Genomic DNA, 17,475 nt, shown 5'->3' with positions numbered 1-17,475 from the left:
GCACCTGGCGGGCGCTAGCGATCCAGTTCGACCGGGATACCGTTGGGAATCCGGCGGTATTCGAGCCCGTGTTCGCCGGCGACCCGTGTCAGGTGCCCGTCGACCAAGCTCAGCCCGCGTTCGTTGAGCAGCCCGTCGTGGATGGGGATGTTCAGCGGTGCACCGACCATTTCCAGGAAGTCCAGGCTCTCGCCGATCTTCGCCCAGGGTGCGTGCGCCGGGATCAGCAGGGTGGCCACATCGATGCCCTCGGGCACCTGGTAGCTGTCTCCCGGGTGGAAAAGTTCTCCGCCGATGAAGAACCCGAGGTTAGCCACCACCGGCAGCGAGCGGTGGATCACCGCGTGTGCCCCGCCATGCGTGCTGATGTCCAGGCCTGCTGCCTCAAAATGCGCGCCCGGTGATACAGCCTGGATCCGCGCGGACGCCTCAAGGATGCGACCGGTCCCGGCCGCTTCGAAGGATTCGGCGGCTTCGAGCACCGTCGCGGCCCGCGCAGGCGGCCCATAAAACACCAGCTCGGGATTGGCGCCCATCGCCACCAACAGCGCGGCAACATCCAGATGGTCCGGGTGTTCGTGCGTCGCTAAGACCGCTTCGACACCGGTGAAAGCCTGGGCCAGCGTAGAGAACGTTCCTGGGTCGATGAGCAGTGCCCGCTCGCCGCTACGCACCCGGATGCATGAATGGTTGAACTTGGTGATCTCCATGGCCCCAGCCTAGGCATGGAGGTTCGCTTCTGACCAGTGTTCTGCGGGCCGCGCACAGGGCACGGGGCAACGGCCCGGGCACCGCTGTCGCTGGTAAACTCAAGGTGTCCGCAACCCGGGCGTGCGCCGAGCCGCACATCGGCCGATGCCCACCCCCGAATCTTGGGCACGTTGTGCTGATCTTTCAAGGAGTGCTTCCACAAAATGACGAATCCTGCGACCACGCGACGCGGAACCGAACAGCGGGTGACCAAGCAACGCCTGGCAGTCACCGCGGCGATGGGCCAAGTCGATGACTTCGTGACCGCACAGGAACTTCACCGCTGGCTTGCCGACGAAGGCGAGAAGGTCTCCCTGGCCACCGTCTACCGGCTGCTGCTCTCCATGGCGGAGGACGGCCTGGTCGATGTGTTGCGTAACAACGAGGGCGAGGCGATGTACCGTCAGTGCGTCATCGAACATCACCACCACCACTTGGTGTGCCGGATCTGCGGCAAGGCCGTCGAGGTAGAGGCCCCGGCGGTGGAGAAATGGGCTGCCCGGGTGGCCGAAGAAAACGGTTTCACCGAACCCACGCACACGGTAGAGATCTACGGGCTGTGCCCCGGATGTTCGGTAGCGAAGGCCACCGAGAACCACTAACCCCGCACATCTCGCATCCCGCTGGGTCTATACGCTCAGCGGGATCGACAGTTAGCCTCGACAGACGATGTTCGCGCCAAGGATTACGGTGCCCTTCGGGTGGACAGCGCCGGCCCCGAATACTGAGGGCCAACGCATCCGGAGATGCGCCATCGCCCGGGGGTTGCCCAGGAACGCAGCGCGCCCGGGGGCACTGGGTCTTAGGCGGCCTGCGCCGCGAGTGTCTCGGAGTGCCGCACCCGATCCCGGCTCCAGGCAATGAGCCGGCACACCAGGTAAATCAAGAACGAGATCGTGGTGACATACGGGCTGATCGGTAGCGAACCGGCCAGCGCCAACAGGATCCCGCCGACGACCGAAGTCATCGCAAATACTACCGACAGGCCGACGGTCACTACCGGGTTGGTCGCCACACGGATGGCAGCGGCCGCTGGGGTGATCAAGAGCGAAAGCACCAACAGGGCGCCGACCACCTGGATCGACAGGGCCACCGCCAGGCCCAGGACCACCATGAAGGCCACCGAGAGTCGGCCGGCGGGAACCCCGCGCGCCGCGGCGACGGCCGGGTCCACAGAGATGAAGGTCAGCGGGCGCCACATGGCCACCAAGGCCACCAGCACAATCACCGAACACACGGCCAGCAATCCCAGCTGCACCGTGTCCACCGCGACGATCTGACCGGTGAGCAGGCCAAACTTGTTGGCGCTGCGGCCCTGGTAGAGGGCCAGGAACAAGATCCCTAGGCCCAGCCCGAAGGGCATCAGCACCCCGATGATCGAGTTGCGGTCCTTCGCAGCGGCGCCCATCAGTCCCAGCACCAACGAGGCCAGCACCGAGCCGACCAGCGACCCGAAGACCACATTGGAGCCGATCAGCAGGGCGAAGGCTGCACCGGCGAAGGAAAGCTCGGCGATGCCGTGCACGGCGAAGGCCATGTCGCGCAGCATCACGAAGATGCCGATCATTCCACCCACCAGGCCCAGCAGGGCACCTGCAACCAGTGAGTTCGATACCAGCGGCAAAATCTCTGCATAGTCTTCGAAGCTGAAAACGGTGCCCCAGATCTCGGATAGGTCCATGGTCCTAGGCTCCTTGGTGCGGGTGGGCGTGGTTTACGGTTTCGGGCATGCCGACCACCACGATGCGGCCGTTGGATTCGAAGACCTCGATGGGCGAACCATAGAGCTCGGAGAGCACCTCGGAGCGCATGACTTCTTCGGGGGTGCCCACGTGGAAGCGCCCGCCGGCCAGATAGAGCACCCGGTCCACATATTGCAGGATCGGGTTGATTTCGTGGGTCACGAAGACCACTGCCGCCCCGTGATCGCAGGCCTGGCGGTGGATCAGCGAGGAAACCGCCTGTTGGTGGTGCAGGTCCAAGGAGAGCAGAGGCTCATCGCAGAGCAGCAAACGCGGGTTATCGGCCAACGCTTGGGCGGCGCGCAAGCGCTGTTGTTCGCCTCCGGAGAGCACCCCGACGGGTCTCTCGGCGTAGGCGGTGGCCCCAACCAATTCCAGTAGTTCGTCCACGCGCTTGCGCATGGCCTTGCGTTTGAGCCGGATGCCCCATTTATGTCCGTCGATGCCCAGTGCCACCAGATCGCGGGCACGCAGCGGAGTGTTGTCGTCGAAGGATCGTTGCTGTGGGATGGTGCCGACTAGGCGCGAGCCGCGGGTCGCGGGTTTCCCGGCGACATTTACGGTGCCGGAGGACAGTTCCTGGAGCCCCATCAGGGTGCGCAGCATCGTGGTTTTTCCCGAGCCGTTGGGGCCGAGTACCGCAAGAAATTCGCCGGGGGCGATGTCCAGGTCTAGCCCGTCCCAGAGCAGTCGGTCCCCGAAGCGCAGCGCGGCATTACGCAGCTTCACCACGGGTTCGGGTGCGTGGATGGGTGCCGCGGTGGGTGCGGGCTGGGTGCTAGCGGCCAAGGGCCACCTCGAGTTGCTGCACGTTTGATTCCATCCAAGAGAAGTAGTTCTGCCCCTCGGGCAGGGTTTCGGTCATTTCCAGCACCGGGACCCCGGCCTGGCGAGCCAATTCTGCGACCTTTTGGCTCTGCGGACCGGTGGTTTGTGTGTTCACGGCCAGCACGGAGTAGTCCCCGGCGGCCAGTCCCTCGCTGAGCTTCTTGAGCAGCAGCGGCGGCACATCTTCCCCGGCTTCCATGGCCTCGCTGATGCCTTCGGGGGTGCCGTCTTGCATCCCGGCATCGGTGAGCAGGTGGAAGGGCAGCGGTTCGGTCATCGCAAATTTCTTTCCCCGGGCAACGCCCTGCAGGTTAACGATTTTCTGCGACAGCTCGTCGATGCGCTTCTGGAACGCCGCGGCGGCGGCAGCAAACTGCTCGGTGTGCTCGGGGCGCAGCTCGGAGTACTCCATGGCTAGTCCGGCAGCCAGGGCTCCGACGGTGTGCACGTCGTACCAGACATGTTCGTTGCCCGCAGAGTGGTCGTGTCCGGAGTGCTCAGACTCGGAGTGCTCGCTCGTTTCGGCTCGATCCTGTGCCGCTGATTCACCCTCGGCGCCGTGCTCTTGCTGGAAGTCCACGGCCCGGGTGATCGCGTCGTCGGGCAAATCCAGGCCGCCGGCCAGCGCATCCATGAAGGGGTCGTATCCCCCGCCGTTGGCGATGATGACCTCGGCCTTGGAGACCGCGAGCTTGTCTCGGGCGGTGGCCTCGTAGGAGTGCGGATCCTGCGAGGTCTGTTCCACCAGGGCACGGACCTCCACCGCGGACCCGCCAATTTCCTGGGCTACATCCGCATACACGGAGGTCGAGGCCACGACCTGCAGCACCCCGGAACCGGGCGTTTTTTCCGCTGCCGGCGCCGTGGCGGAGCAAGCGGCCAACAGCAGCACGGAGGATACGGCGGCAAGGGTGCGCAGGGTGGCGCGGTTGCGCGGTGGTTTGCTCATGCGGTGCGTACGGAACCTTTCGGGTGAAGTTCGTCAGCCCCCATGATATCGCAATTGCGATTCATTCGCATTATTGAGCGCTGCGGTTTTCCCGGCGAATACCGCGCTTCTGGTTCTGGTCGTCGATTTCCCCGACCAGTTGCTCGAGCACGTCTTCCAAGAACAACACGCCCAGGGTCTTCCCCGAGGTATCGACCACGCGTGCCAGGTGTTTGCCGTCGGCACGCATCTGTTCCATCGCATCTTCGATTTCCGCGCCCTCGGGCACCACGCCCAGCGGACGCAGCTCGATGCCCGAGATCGGCTGGCGGTAACGGTCATCGGGGATCGCCATGACGTCCTTCATGTGCCAGTAGCCCATGAACTCGCCCTCGGTCGCAATCACGATCCGGGAGAACCCGGTCCGGCCCACGGTCCGCTCGTATTCCTGCACCGTGGTACCGCGTTCCAGGGTGACAACCTGGTCGCTGGCCACCATGGTACTGGCGGCGGTGAGGTTGGAGAACTCCAGTGCCTTGCGCAGCCGCACCGCGTCCGCGGCTTCCAGCGTGCCGTGGTGCGCGGAGGAGGCGATGATCGTTTGCACCTCAGCGGCGGTGAAGGCCGAGTTCACCTCGTTCTTGGGTTCCACCTTCATGGCGTGTAGGAAGATGTTCGCGATCCAGTTCAGCGAAACCACCAGCGGGTGGACCACCACAGAAAGCCAGAGCAACGGCCCGGCCAGCAGCAGCACTGCCTTGTCAGCCTTCGACACCGAGACGTTCTTGGGGACCATCTCACCAAAGGTCACGTGCAGGAAGGTCACGATCAGCAGCGCCAGCAGGAACGCGGTGGTCCCGGCCAGTGCCTCGGAGAGGCCCAGCAGTTCCAGCGGAACCACGAAGAGGTGGTGGATGGCCGGTTCGGCGACGTTCAGGATCAGCAGCGAGCACACGGTGATGCCCAGCTGGCAGACCGCGAGCATGATGGAGACCTGTTCCATGGCCTTCAGCGCACGGATGGCCCGCTTATCCCCATCATCGGCCAGGGGCTCGATCTGTGAGCGGCGCGCCGACATCACGGCGAATTCTGCCGCGACGAAGAAGGCGTTGCCCAGCAACAGCACGATGAGCCAGAGTAGCCCGGAAAAGTCGTTCATGCCCGTGCCCCCGTAGCTTCGTCGGGACTGGGCGCCGAGGCAGCACTCGAAGCGCTCGAGGCGCTCGAACCACTGGAGGACTTGGAGGGTTTGGTGGGCTGCGGCGGGTGCGGCACAAAGTGCAGCTCGTCGACGCGGCGCTTATCCAACGCGGTGACTGTGAAGGCCCCGCCCTCGGTATCGACCACGTCGCCCAAGAAAGCGATCCGGCCCAGTTCGGCCATCACGAACCCGCCCACCGTCTCATAGGCGGCGTCGTCCGGGATCTCCACCTCACCAATGAGTTCGTTGAGCTGGTCGGGGCGGAACATGCCCGGGATCATCCACGAGCCGTCGGGCAGTTGGCGTACCTCGGGATCCGCGGAGTCATGTTCGTCGGCGACCTCGCCAACAATTTCCTCAATCAAGTCTTCCAAGGTGACCATTCCGGCGGTTCCGCCATATTCGTCAAGCACGATGGCCATCTGTAGATTTGCGCCGCGCAACTGCACCAGCAGCGTGTCGAGGTGCACGGTTTCGGGCACAAAGATCACCGGAGTCTTGTTCTCGCCAACTTCCTTGCCGGCACGCTTGTCGCGCGGGATGGCAATGATGGTCTTCACGTGGCAGACGCCCTTGATCTCGTCAGAGGAACCGTCGGTGACCGGGAAACGAGAGTACCCGGATTCCTTGGCCAGCTCGATGACCTCCTGGACGTGGGCGGTGTGTTCGATGGTCTCCATCCGGGTGCGCGGGGTCATCACGTCGGCGGCCGAGCGCTCAGAAAAGCGCACGGTCCGGTCAACGAAGAGCGCCGCGTCCTTGTCCAGGGTGCCCATTTCGGCACTGCGGCGTACCAAAGAAACCAATTCGGCCGGAGACCTGGCCCCGGAGATCTCCTCCTTGACCTCCAGACCGAACAGGTGCAGGACCTTGTTGGAGAATCCGTTGAGCACCACGATTGCGGGCCTGAAGATGGCGGTGAAAACCAGTTGCGGGCGGGCCACGGCGCGCCCGATCTCGAAGGCCTTGGCGATGGCCAGGTTCTTGGGGACCAGTTCGCCGATGACCATTGACAGCAAGGTCGCCAGCAGCATCGCCACCACCAAGGACACCGGAACGGCCGAATCGCCCAAGCCGAGGTCCAGCAGTGGCCCCTGCAGCAGCTTGCCCACGGAGGGCTCGATGACGTAGCCGGTCAGCAGGGTCGTGAGGGTGATACCCAATTGACACGAGGAAAGTTGGGTGGAGAGCGATTTGAGGCAGTGCAGCAGCGCGATGGCCTTCGTATCTCCGGCATCAACGGCCTGTTGCACGTTGGCCTGGTCGAGGGCGACGAGGGAAAATTCAACGGCAACAAAAAAACCGGTGCCCAGGATGAGCAGCAGGCCGATGGCCAGCAGCATCCATTCCATCTAGTGATTCACCGCCCCGGCGGTGAAGGGTTTCCGGGGGCCGGATGTACCGAGGCCCGAAAAGCTAGGGTGTGTGCGCCGCCAACAAGAAGGCTCCGATAGGGAGGCTGAACCAGGCGAGCAATAACATATGTGGCCGGCACCGCGTGATTTCACGACAGGCCGGCACAGAGAGTGACTGTCCATAACATTTTCAGTGTATCCGACCCCCGACCGGAGCACCTGCGCAACGCGCAAATTTGCTGTGAGCAGGACGAACGCCGATGTGAGGATCGTCGCTCAAAGTGCCGTTCATCGCGCCACGCATGTGATACCGGGCTCAATGGTTCCCACCCGCACAAGATTAGTCACTAGACTATTAGGCAGGTCTAGAACTATGCCCCCGTGTTGGTCACCCGCACGGCGGCGCTTGGACAAACGGAAATTCAGGGAGAAGAGGCGTAATACCGTGCCAGATCAATCGCACCACCGACTCACGGAAGAGTTCGGCGGGAACGAATGGCTAGTCGATGAGCTGTACCAACAGTTCCTCAAGGACAAGAACTCGGTAGATAAGAAGTGGTGGGACATCTTCGCGTCCCTCAAAACGGATCAGGCGGCCGCACCCCCCGCCGAAGAAGCCCCGGTCGCGGCCAACCCCGCACCGGCGCCCGCAGCCCCTCCGGCCGCACCGCGCGCCGCAACTCAGGCCCGCGTCCTCGATGTCTCAGGCAGTTCGCCGGCGGCATCGTCAGAATCTTCCGCTGGGTCTGCTGCAGCGGGCGCGGCCCCACGTGTCCCGGCTGACCCGGCCCCGCCGACTAAGTCGCAGCCGATCCCCGCGCAGCTGCCCAAGACCGCTTCCAATGCGGCCTCGGGCGAAGAGAAGCGCACCCAGTTGCGTGGCCCGGCCAAGGCCATTGCCACCAACATGGAGCAGAGCCTCACGGTCCCGACGGCCACCACGGTCCGTGCGGTCCCGGCCAAGGCCCTGATCGACAACCGCGTGGTCATCAACAACCACCTCAAGCGCTCCCGTGGCGGAAAGATCTCCTTCACCCACATCATCGGCTTCGCCGTGATCCGTGCCCTGAAGCTCTTCCCATCGCAGAACGTCAGCTACGCCGAGGTCGACGGCAAGCCGATGGCTATCACCCCGGCGCATGTGAACTTCGGTATCGCCATTGATATCCCTAAGCCCGATGGATCGCGCATGCTGGCCGTGCCGAACATCAAGGCCGCAGAGAACCTGAGCTTCAATGAGTTCTGGGACACCTACGAGGAATTGATTAAGCGCGCCCGCAACAACAAGCTCACCGCGGACGACTACGCGGGCACCACCGTGTCGTTGACCAACCCCGGCGGCATCGGTACCGTGCACTCGGTCCCGCGTCTGTCCAAGGGCCAGGCCACCATCGTGGGCGTCGGCGCCCTGGAATACCCCGCCGCCTTCCGCGGCGCCGCCGAGTCCACCGTTGCCCTGCAGGGTGTGGGCAAGCTCGTCACCCTGACCTCCACCTACGACCACCGTGTCATCCAGGGCGCCGGCTCCGGCGAATTCCTGAAGCTCATCGAGTCCCTACTGTTGGGCGAACAGGGCTTCTACGACGAGATCTTCGAAGCACTGCGCATCCCGTACGAGCCGGTCCGCTGGGCAGTCGACAACCAGGTCGACGTCGACCTGCAGGTCAACAAGATCGCCCGAATCCAGCAGCTGATCCACTCCTACCGCGTGCGCGGCCACCTGATGGCCGACACCAACCCGCTGGAATACGTCCAGCGCCGCCACCCAGACCTCGACATCCAGACCTACGGCCTGACGCTGTGGGACCTGGACCGCGAATGGGTCACCGGCGGTTTCGGCGGCAAGGACCGCCTGCTGCTGCGCGACATCCTCGGGGTGCTGCGCGACGCTTACTGCCGCACCATCGGCATCGAGTACATGCACATCCAGGATCCGGTGGAACGCAAGTGGTTCCAGGACGAGTTGGAGCACCCGTACACCAAGCCGACCCGCGAAGAGCAGTTCCGCATCCTGGGCAAGCTGAACTCCGCCGAGGCCTTCGAAACCTTCTTGCAGACAAAGTTCGTCGGACAGAAGCGTTTCTCTCTGGAGGGCGGCGAATCCCTGATTCCGCTGCTTGACGGCATCCTTTCCGGCGCCGCAGACTCGGGCATCGAGGAAGTCGGCATCGGCATGGCCCACCGTGGCCGGCTCAACGTGCTGACCAACATTGCCGGCAAGACCTACGCACAGGTCTTCCGCGAATTCGAAGGCACCGCGCCCACCGGCTCGGTCCAGGGTTCGGGCGATGTGAAGTACCACCTGGGCACCGAAGGTTCCTACACCTCGGACTCGGGCAACGAGACCAAGGTCTACCTGGCGGCGAACCCCTCGCACCTCGAGGCGGTCAACCCGGTGCTCGAGGGCATCATCCGCGCCAAGCAGGACCGCGCCGGATCCAAGGACTTCAACGTCCTGCCGATCCTGGTGCACGGCGACGCGGCCTTCGCCGGCCAGGGCGTGGTCGGCGAGACCCTTTCGCTCTCCCAGCTCGAGGGCTACAAGACCGGTGGCACGATCCACGTGATCGTGAACAACCAGGTCGGTTTCACCACCGCCCCGACCGACTCGCGCTCCAGCGTGTACGCCACCGATGTGGCCAAGCAGGTCCAGGCACCGGTGTTCCACGTCAACGGCGATGAGCCGGAGTCAGTGGTCCACGTGGCGCAGTTGGCCTTCGCCTACCGCCAGCGCTTCAACAAGGACGTCGTCATCGACATGGTGTGCTACCGCCGCCGTGGGCACAACGAGGGCGACGATCCCTCGATGACTCAGCCGATGATGTACAACCTCATCGAAGCCAAGCGCTCGACCCGCAAGCTGTACACCGAGGCCCTGGTCGGACGCGGCGACATCACGCAGGACGAGGCAGATCAGGCACTGCGCGACTACCAGCAGCGCCTGGAGCGCGTCTTCGCCGAGACCCACGCGGCACAGACCTCCCCGATCCCGGTCATCACCCCCGGCACCTCGGCGGTCCACGACCTGGAGCTGCCCGCTGCCCAGCGCGAGGACGAAGCTAGCTCCTCCGCCGCCCCCAAGGACACGGCCATCACCGCCGAGACCCTGGCCCACATCGGCGCCGCCCACCTGGCCATCCCGGAGGACTTCACCGTCCACCCCAAGCTCAAGGTGCTCCTGGAGCGCCGCGAGAAGATGAGCCGCGAGGGCGGGATCGACTGGGGCATGGCCGAACTTGCTGCCCTGGGCACCCTGTCCATGGAAGGCGTGCCGGTCCGTCTGGCAGGCCAGGACTCGCGACGCGGCACCTTCGTGCAACGCCACGCGGTCTTCCACGACCGACTCAACGGAGATGAGTGGTACCCGCTGCTGAACTTGGCCGAGGACCAGGCCAAGCTGTGGATCTACGACTCGCTGCTGTCCGAATACGCGGCCCTGGGCTTCGAATACGGTTACTCGGTCGAGCGTCCGGACGCCCTGGTGCTCTGGGAAGCGCAGTTCGGCGACTTCGTCAACGGCGCCCAGACCGTCATCGACGAGTTCATTTCCTCCGCCGAGCAGAAGTGGGGCCAGCGCTCTTCGCTGGTCATGATGCTTCCGCACGGCTACGAGGGACAGGGCCCGGACCACTCCTCGGCGCGCATCGAGCGTTTCCTGCAGATGTGTGCGGAAAACAACATGGTAGTGGCCCAGCCGTCCACCGGCGCCAACCACTTCCACCTGTTGCGTCGCCAGGCCTACGCCCGTCCGCGCAAGCCGCTGATCATCTTCACACCGAAGCAGCTGCTGCGCCTGAAGGCCGCAGCATCCGCCGTGGAAGACTTCACCACCGGAACCTTCCAGGAAGTCATCTCCGACACCGCCGGGCTGAACCCGGCGGAGGTCGATCGGGTGACGCTGGTCTCCGGGCGCCTGTACTACGATCTGGCCGCGGCCCGCACCAAGGCCAAGGACACCAAGACCGCGATTGTGCGTGTCGAGCAGCTCTACCCGCTGCCCGCCGCCGAGATCGCTGCCGAGATCGCCAAGTACCCGAACGCTGAGGTTGTTTGGGCACAGGACGAGCCCGCCAACCAGGGTCCGTGGCCGTTTGTCGGCCTGAACCTGCCGGCAGAGTTGGGCAAGACCGTGCGATTGATTTCGCGTCCGGCCTCCGCCGCGACTTCCACCGGTACGCACAAGCGCCACGAGATTGAGCAAGCTACCTTGCTCACCGAGGTGTTCAAGCGCTAAGCAATATCGTAGGACGCTTGGCACCCTCGGGTGCCAGGTACCAATGAATTCCCCTCGGGGGCGGGACACCAACAGTGTCCCGCCCCCGAGGGCGCTTAACCGACTGCTAGTGTTGGTGCGTACTTGCTCTGAGAAAGGTCATTCGTGGATTACCGCACTATTCGACTTACCGCAATCGGTGACGAGCTTCTGGCCGGTCACGGCGACCCGCGGGCCCTGGGCTGGTATGGACGGGTGCTGGCACGCACCTCCAACACCGAGGTCCGCATCGAGAGCTACACTCTGGCCGCCCCGGGTGAGGGGTCCGAAGCCCTGAGCACCCGCTGGTTCGACGAGGCCCAACGCCGTTTCGGCGAGAACGTCGATAACCGTCTGGTCATCGCGCTCTCGGACCGCGACCTAGATTTGGGTCTGTCCACCGCACGATCGAGGCTGAATCTGGCCAACATTCTGGATTCCGCCTCGCAGATGAGCATCAAGGCCCTGGTCGTGGGTCCCGCCCCCGGACTGGATCCCAAACGCAACGCCCGCTTGGCCGAGCTCTCGCACGTCTACGGCGATGTGGCCACGCGCCGCAAGCACCACTACGTCGATACCTTCACCCCGCTGCAGAATCACGCCCAGTGGCGCAACGATCTCTCGGTCAACGGCGGACTGCCCGGTCAGGCCGGATACGGCCTGATGGCCTGGTTGGTGCTGCACCGCGGCTGGTATTCATGGCTCGGCCTGCCCGAGCCGAGCGCCGGCTGACACATTCGCCTCGCGGCGTAGCCAAAACCTTGGGCCAAGAGCCCCGGGTATGAAAGAATTGGGAAAGTCCAACTTGGGACAAGGAATTGCAAAGGAGTCCTCACATGAGCAAGCGTTCACGTAAGCGTAAGGATCGCAAAAAAGGCGGAGCCAACCACGGCAAGCGCCCCAACACCTAAACCGGATTCTTTCGGGTTCCCAGCGGTGAATAACACGCCGGAACTTAGGTAAGTACGGATGACAAAGGGCTGGAGCCCGTTTCAACGTCGCAGACGATGAAACGGACTCCAGCCCTTGTGCGTGCCTAGGGTCTTGTGGGCCTAGGCGTGACCACTTTCCACGCGAATCTCGGAAATCCGCGTGATGATCTTGGACTTCAGCGTCTCCGGGGCATTCTCCTGGCAGCTGCGGCGCACCACCGAACGGATGATGCACTCCAGGTCGTATTCCTCGGTGCACTCGGCGCAATGCTCCAAGTGGGCCTTGACCTCCGTGAGGTCCTGCAGGGATAGCGCTCCGTCAAGGTACTCGTAGAGGCGCACGATGCGTTTGTCGTCGCAGTCGCCCAGTGACTGGCAATCTCCCATTACTTCTTCTCCGCTCCGGGCTTCGTGGCCCCTCCGCTCTTGGCTGCAGCACCGATCCCACGCGCATGCGCGTAGTCGGCGAGCAATTCTCGCAATTGTTTTCTTCCCCGGTGCAATCTGGACATCACCGTGCCGATAGGCACGCCCAGGATCTCCGCTGCTTCCTTGTACGGGAAGCCCTCGACATCCACGAAGTAGACCGCTAAACGGAATTCCTCGGTAATCGACTGCAGGGCGTCCTTCACATCCGAATCCGGCAGATGATCAAGGGCCTCGACCTCCGCAGAGCGCAGCCCCGCGGGGGTGTGCTGGGCGGCCTTGGCCATTTGCCAGTCCTCGACCGTGTCGTTCCCGGTACGCAACGGCTCACGTTGCCGCTTGCGGTACAGGTTGATGTAGGTGTTGGTCAGGATCCGGTACAGCCAAGCCTTCAGGTTGGTCCCGGGCTTGTATTGGTGGAAGGCGGAATACGCCTTCGTATAAGCCTCTTGGACCAGATCCTCGGCATCGGCCGGGTTCCGCGCCATGCGCATGGCAGCGGAGTAGAGCTGGTCAACATATTGCAGCGCATCGCGTTCGAAGCGCTCGCGGCGTTGTGCTTCGGTCTCGTCGGCTACCGGAACAGTGTCGGTGCCCTGTGTGTGCTCGGTCATCACGGCCAAGTCTACGCGTAAGCGCGGATCGGCCGGGGCCGCCACCTGCAGTACTGCCATAAGTCCTCCGCTAGTCTCCGTGCCCTAAGTATCTGGCGGCGGGAAGCTTCACGGTGCCCGAACCACGCCCGGGCACCGGCACTTTCCACGCCGTACTAAACAACAACACGCAACCGGCCGACTCTATTCCACGCCAACCACCGTGCAGGCGCTAGAATTGGGGCCACAAGGGAGGCAGGTTTCCTCGCCCGTCAACCGGCTGCACGCCGAACAGCCGAGCTGCACCCCCAGACCGACCGGAGCCGTCCAGAACGTGTTCCACCGGCGGCAACAGCGCCGCCATCGCCCCAGACCAGTTTTCTACCCATCCCCCGCGCGGGCCGAGCCCGCCGCACACACCCTGAGACCCGGAGGCAGCCGTTGAGCAGCAAAGACACCCTGGACACCACGTGGGAAGCACCTTGTCCCACACTTCCCGTTGACGGAACCGTCATCGTGCCGGCGTCCAAGTCGTTGACGAATCGCTACCTGCTGCTGGCCGCGCTGGCCGACGGCCCCTCGAGGATCTCCAATGCCCTGGACTCCCGCGATTCGGATCTGATGATTGGTGCACTGCGCGCTCTGGGCACCGGCATCGAAAGCAGCCAGGGACCCGATGGAACCATGGAACTGCGCATTACCCCGATGGACCTAGATTCCGACATGGGCCACGTAGATATCGACTGCGGCCTGGCCGGAACAGTCATGCGCTTCGTACCACCGCTGGCCGCGCTGGCCCGCGGGTCCTTTGCTTTCGACGGGGATCCCCACGCCCGGCTGCGACCCATGGCACCGGTATTCACGGCCCTGTCCGACCTGAGCGTCGGAATCACCGAACATGGTGAGGCCGGGCTGCTGCCGGCGACCGTGCACGGAGGCGGGTCGTTGGCCGGAGGAAAGATCACCGTGGATGCTTCGGGCTCCTCGCAATTCATTTCCGCGCTGCTGTTGGTCGCCGCCCGCACCGAAAACGGGATGGAGATCATCGCCGCCGACGGTCGCATCGCCAGCCCCGACCACATCGAGATGACCGTGGACACGCTGCGCGAACTCGGCGTGGAAATCACCCGCCCCACCGCACGCAGCTGGAAGGTTGAACCCGGCACCATCAGCGCATTCGAGCGCACCATGGAACCGGATCTCTCCAACGCGGGCCCCTTCCTGGCCGCCGCCATGGCCACTGCGGGCACCGTGCGAATCCCGCACTGGCCCACCTCCACCACCCAGGTCGGCGACCAGTGGCGGGAAATCCTGACCCGGATGGGCGCCATCATCACCCACCACGACGACGGCACCCTGGAAGTCACCGGCCCGCAGGAGATCTCCGGCATCGACTACCCCGAAGCCTCCGAACTCGCCCCGACGCTGGCTGCCATCTGCGCACTGGCCACCGGCCCTTCGCGGTTGACCGGGATCTCGCACCTGCGTGGGCACGAAACCGACAGGCTCGCGGCCCTGGCCAAGGAGTTCAACAACCTCGGCGGCAACGTCACCGAGTTGGACGACGGGCTGGAGATCACTCCCGCGCCGCTGCACGGGGGCGTCTTCGAGACCTACGCCGACCACCGGATGGCGACCGCCGCCGCGGTCATCGGTTTGGCCGTACCCGGTGTGCAGGTCGTGGACATCGCGACCACTGCCAAGACCATGCCTCACTTCCCCGCACTCTGGACGACGCTGGCAGCCAGCGGAAAGGCCGCATCCTAAGCACATGACACGCAACACACGGGACTGGGACGAATCGGATGTCCGCATCCGCCCCAACAAAAAGGGTTCACGACCGCGCACCAAGGACCGCCCCGCCTATGAGGACGCCCTCATCGGGCGGATCATCACGGTGGACCGCGGACGCTACCGCGCGATCCTCGACGAGGACACCGCGCAGGAACGGATCGTGATCGCCGCTCGTGCTCGCGAGCTGCGCCGCAACCCGGTGGTCCCCGGGGACTTCGTTGCTCTGGTGGGCGACACCTCCGGGGAGCCGGACACCCTGGCTCGGCTGGTGCGCATCGAAGAACGCAGCACGCTGCTGCGCCGCAGCGCAGATGACACAGATCCGGTCGAACGTGTGGTGGTGGCCAACGTCGACCAGTTGGTCATCGTGGTGGCGGCGGCGAACCCGGAGCCACGCACCGGCTTCATCGACCGGGCCATCGTGGCGGCCTTCGATGCTGGGATCCGCCCGCTGTTGTGCGTGACCAAGGCCGATGTGCGCGACCCGGAACCGTTCTTGGAGAACTACCGGCACCTAGACATCGACATCATCATTTCCCGCACCACCGATGAAACAGCCACCGGCATCGATGCACGCAGCGCCGACGGGCTCTCCGCGCTTCTCTCCGGCAGCCCCGTGGAGGAACTGCGCACCATGCTCGCCGGGCGGGTTTCGGTGGTCATCGGGCACTCCGGGGTGGGCAAGTCCACCCTGGTCAACGCGCTCACCAGCGCGCAACGCGCCACCGGCAATGTCAACGCCGTCACCGGGCGCGGACGCCACACCTCCTCGTCGGCCCTGGCACTGCGCATCGACAATGCCCCGAACGGCAGCTGGATCATCGACACCCCCGGGATCCGGTCCTTTGGACTGGCCCTGGTGGACCCGGAAAACATCCTCAACGCCTTCGACGATCTGGTCCCGATCGCCAATGCCTGTGCCCGCGGCTGCACACACAAACCTTCCGAACCCAAGTGCGCGCTGGATGCCTGGGTGGCCTCGGGCGAGGCAGGTCCGGTGGGCATCGCCCGGCTTGATTCCTTCCGCCGCCTGCTCGGTCAGGACGAGACCGCCGAGGCCAAGGAGCTCGGGGCCCCGTAGGCGCGCCGTCGACCGGTTTGCCGCAGGGCATTCCCCTGCCCCGTGAGCCCGGGTCGTGTTGCTCTCAACGCGCGGTTTCCCCGCCGCCACTGCGACATCTTGGCGTGGCATCGGGGTGCGGTGGGATAGGTTTAAGCATATGAACACCGACGTGATGACCTACAACGATGACCTGCGCCTGGCCCACGTCATCGCCGACTCGGTCGACTCCCTGACGCTCTCGCGCTTCAACGCTGTCGATCTGGTCGTGGAGACCAAGCCGGATTTGACCCCGGTCACGGATGCCGACAAGGCCGCGGAGGAAGCCATCAGGTCGCACATCTCCCGTGCCCGGCCACGCGATGCGATCACCGGCGAGGAATTCGGCACCACCGGCAAGTCCAACCGACACTGGGTCATCGACCCGATCGACGGGACCAAGAACTTTGTGCGCGGTGTCCCGGTATGGGCGACGCTGATCGCGCTGATCGAAAACGGGGAGCCGGTCGTCGGGCTGGTCTCCGCCCCGGCGCTGAACCGCCGCTGGTGGGCCGCGAAGAACATGGGCGCCTACACGGGCCGCTCCATGGCCAGCGCCCACCGACTGCAGGTTTCCTCGGTGGCCAAGCTCGCCGATGCCTCGATGTCCTACTCCTCCCTCACCGGATGGAAGGAACGCCAGCAACGCGAAAACTTCTTAGAACTGACCGATTCGCTGTGGCGCACCCGCGCCTACGGGGATTTCTGGTCCTATTGCATGGTGGCCGAGGGAACCGTGGATCTGGCCTGCGAGCCGGAGCTGAGCCTCTACGATATGGCCGCGCTGGTGCCGATCGTCCGCGAGGCCGGCGGACGCTTCACCTCGGTCGAGGGCGTCGAAGGCTGCGACGGCGGCAATGCGGTGGCCAGCAACTCCCTGGTCCACGATGCCGCCCTGGAAATCCTGAACGCCGGCCGCTAGTGGTCCCGGCACCGCTGACCTCCAGCGAGGAGAACTATCTCAAGGCGCTCTACGCGCTCACGGAGTGGGAGCACGACCCCGTCACCACCGGAAACATCGCCACCCAGCTGGGTGTCGCCCCGGCATCGGCCACCTCGATGGTCTCCAAGCTTGCCGGCAAGGACCTGTTGGTCCACCCGCCGTACGGGGCCATCACGTTCACAGCTGCAGGCCGTCTGGCCGCGCTGTCGGTAGTGCGCCGCCACCGGCTCATCGAAACTTTCCTGCTCAAGGAGCTGGGCTACGGGTGGGACGAGGTGCATGAGGAAGCCGAACGGCTTGAGCACACCGTCTCGAGCCGCTTCATCGAAGCCCTGTCCGAGCGTCTGGGCCACCCCGGAGCGGATCCGCACGGCGACCCAATCCCCGGCCCCGACGGTGCGCTGATCATGCCGCCGGCGATCCGGCTTGACCGTTTTCAGCACGCCGGGGCACCGGCCCGCGCGCTGGTCTCTCGGATCAGCGACGAGGATCCGGCGCTCTTGCGGTTGTGCACGGAGTTGGGCATCGCCCCCGGGTCCACCATCGAGTTGCCGCACCCGCAGCTCAGCGACATCGACGCGACGATGCTCTGGGTGCTGCCGGTACCCCCAGAAGCCTGACCGGCCCCGGAG

At 64.7% G+C, this 17,475-nt stretch carries 16 protein-coding genes; 8 read left to right on the top strand and 8 right to left on the bottom strand.

All coding sequences use genetic code 11. The features are described 5' to 3' along the window. Nucleotides 1-14: 14 nt before the first annotated feature. Entirely contained in the window at nucleotides 15-710 is a 696-nt protein-coding gene (locus ADIAG_RS03985) for an MBL fold metallo-hydrolase (RefSeq protein WP_007270024.1), read from the bottom strand. Between the two features lie 204 nt (nucleotides 711-914). Here ADIAG_RS03985 and ADIAG_RS03980 point away from each other — a divergent pair, with 204 nt between their 5' ends. Beyond that, complete coding sequence (locus tag ADIAG_RS03980) at nucleotides 915-1,352, top strand: Fur family transcriptional regulator (RefSeq protein WP_007270023.1); 438 nt, start codon at nucleotides 915-917, stop codon at nucleotides 1,350-1,352. A gap of 200 nt (nucleotides 1,353-1,552) precedes the next feature. Here the strand turns inward: ADIAG_RS03980 and ADIAG_RS03975 are convergent, their stop codons facing one another. The 5 genes from ADIAG_RS03975 to ADIAG_RS03955 form a co-directional block, all read right to left on the bottom strand. Next, nucleotides 1,553-2,431 carry a metal ABC transporter permease gene (locus ADIAG_RS03975; RefSeq protein WP_007270022.1) on the bottom strand — a complete coding sequence of 293 codons (879 nt, stop codon included), beginning with the start codon at nucleotides 2,429-2,431 and terminating at the stop codon, nucleotides 1,553-1,555. 4 nt (nucleotides 2,432-2,435) lie between these two features. After that, the gene (locus ADIAG_RS03970; RefSeq protein ID WP_007270021.1) at nucleotides 2,436-3,281 is read right to left on the bottom strand and encodes a metal ABC transporter ATP-binding protein; all 846 of its coding nucleotides are present in this window, start codon (nucleotides 3,279-3,281) and stop codon (nucleotides 2,436-2,438) included. Beyond that, nucleotides 3,271-4,269 carry a metal ABC transporter solute-binding protein, Zn/Mn family gene (locus tag ADIAG_RS03965; RefSeq protein WP_007270020.1) on the bottom strand — a complete coding sequence of 333 codons (999 nt, stop codon included), beginning with the start codon at nucleotides 4,267-4,269 and terminating at the stop codon, nucleotides 3,271-3,273. Before ADIAG_RS03965 ends, ADIAG_RS03970 begins: the two co-directional genes overlap by 11 nt. A 70-nt stretch (nucleotides 4,270-4,339) precedes the next feature. After that, nucleotides 4,340-5,407 carry a hemolysin family protein gene (locus tag ADIAG_RS03960; protein WP_007270019.1) on the bottom strand — a complete coding sequence of 356 codons (1,068 nt, stop codon included), beginning with the start codon at nucleotides 5,405-5,407 and terminating at the stop codon, nucleotides 4,340-4,342. Further along, a complete protein-coding gene (locus ADIAG_RS03955; protein ID WP_083873903.1) occupies nucleotides 5,404-6,801 on the bottom strand; it encodes a hemolysin family protein in 1,398 nt (465 codons plus the stop codon). The genes ADIAG_RS03960 and ADIAG_RS03955 overlap by 4 nt, the downstream gene beginning before the upstream one ends. Before the next feature lie 448 nt (nucleotides 6,802-7,249). Here ADIAG_RS03955 and ADIAG_RS03950 point away from each other — a divergent pair, with 448 nt between their 5' ends. The 3 genes from ADIAG_RS03950 (at nucleotide 7,250) to ADIAG_RS22615 (ending at nucleotide 11,967) form a co-directional block, all read left to right on the top strand. Next, nucleotides 7,250-11,038 carry a multifunctional oxoglutarate decarboxylase/oxoglutarate dehydrogenase thiamine pyrophosphate-binding subunit/dihydrolipoyllysine-residue succinyltransferase subunit gene (locus ADIAG_RS03950; RefSeq protein ID WP_007270017.1) on the top strand — a complete coding sequence of 1,263 codons (3,789 nt, stop codon included), beginning with the start codon at nucleotides 7,250-7,252 and terminating at the stop codon, nucleotides 11,036-11,038. A gap of 144 nt (nucleotides 11,039-11,182) precedes the next feature. Beyond that, entirely contained in the window at nucleotides 11,183-11,788 is a 606-nt protein-coding gene (locus tag ADIAG_RS03945) for a GDSL-type esterase/lipase family protein (protein ID WP_007270016.1), read from the top strand. Between the two features lie 104 nt (nucleotides 11,789-11,892). Next, nucleotides 11,893-11,967 (top strand): 50S ribosomal protein bL37, encoded by a 75-nt coding sequence (locus ADIAG_RS22615; protein WP_394366956.1) that lies wholly within the window; start codon nucleotides 11,893-11,895, stop codon nucleotides 11,965-11,967. A gap of 141 nt (nucleotides 11,968-12,108) precedes the next feature. Here the strand turns inward: ADIAG_RS22615 and rsrA are convergent, their stop codons facing one another. Further along, a complete protein-coding gene (rsrA, locus tag ADIAG_RS03940) occupies nucleotides 12,109-12,375 on the bottom strand; it encodes a mycothiol system anti-sigma-R factor (protein WP_007270015.1) in 267 nt (88 codons plus the stop codon). Further along, entirely contained in the window at nucleotides 12,375-13,088 is a 714-nt protein-coding gene (locus tag ADIAG_RS03935) for a sigma-70 family RNA polymerase sigma factor (protein WP_007270014.1), read from the bottom strand. The genes rsrA and ADIAG_RS03935 overlap by 1 nt, the downstream gene beginning before the upstream one ends. Before the next feature lie 360 nt (nucleotides 13,089-13,448). Between ADIAG_RS03935 and aroA the strand changes: the two genes are divergently transcribed. From aroA to ADIAG_RS03915, 4 genes are all read left to right on the top strand, one after another. Continuing rightward, nucleotides 13,449-14,774 (top strand): 3-phosphoshikimate 1-carboxyvinyltransferase, encoded by a 1,326-nt coding sequence (gene aroA, locus ADIAG_RS03930; protein ID WP_007270013.1) that lies wholly within the window; start codon nucleotides 13,449-13,451, stop codon nucleotides 14,772-14,774. A gap of 4 nt (nucleotides 14,775-14,778) precedes the next feature. Further along, nucleotides 14,779-15,882, top strand: a complete 1,104-nt coding sequence (rsgA, locus tag ADIAG_RS03925; RefSeq protein ID WP_007270012.1) for a ribosome small subunit-dependent GTPase A — start codon at nucleotides 14,779-14,781, stop codon at nucleotides 15,880-15,882. A 139-nt stretch (nucleotides 15,883-16,021) separates the two neighbouring features. Then, nucleotides 16,022-16,822: a histidinol-phosphatase gene (gene hisN / locus ADIAG_RS03920; RefSeq protein WP_007270011.1), complete on the top strand. Its 801-nt coding sequence runs from the start codon at nucleotides 16,022-16,024 to the stop codon at nucleotides 16,820-16,822. Further along, the gene (locus ADIAG_RS03915) at nucleotides 16,822-17,463 is read left to right on the top strand and encodes a metal-dependent transcriptional regulator (protein WP_007270010.1); all 642 of its coding nucleotides are present in this window, start codon (nucleotides 16,822-16,824) and stop codon (nucleotides 17,461-17,463) included. The genes hisN and ADIAG_RS03915 overlap by 1 nt, the downstream gene beginning before the upstream one ends. The last annotated feature ends 12 nt before the right edge of the window (nucleotides 17,464-17,475 follow it).

It is taken from the genome of Paeniglutamicibacter gangotriensis Lz1y (assembly GCF_000348945.1).
GTDB lineage: Bacteria > Actinomycetota > Actinomycetes > Actinomycetales > Micrococcaceae > Paeniglutamicibacter > Paeniglutamicibacter gangotriensis.
Note: the sequence above shows the minus strand (reverse complement) of the source record. Positions and strands in the feature narration are given on the sequence as shown.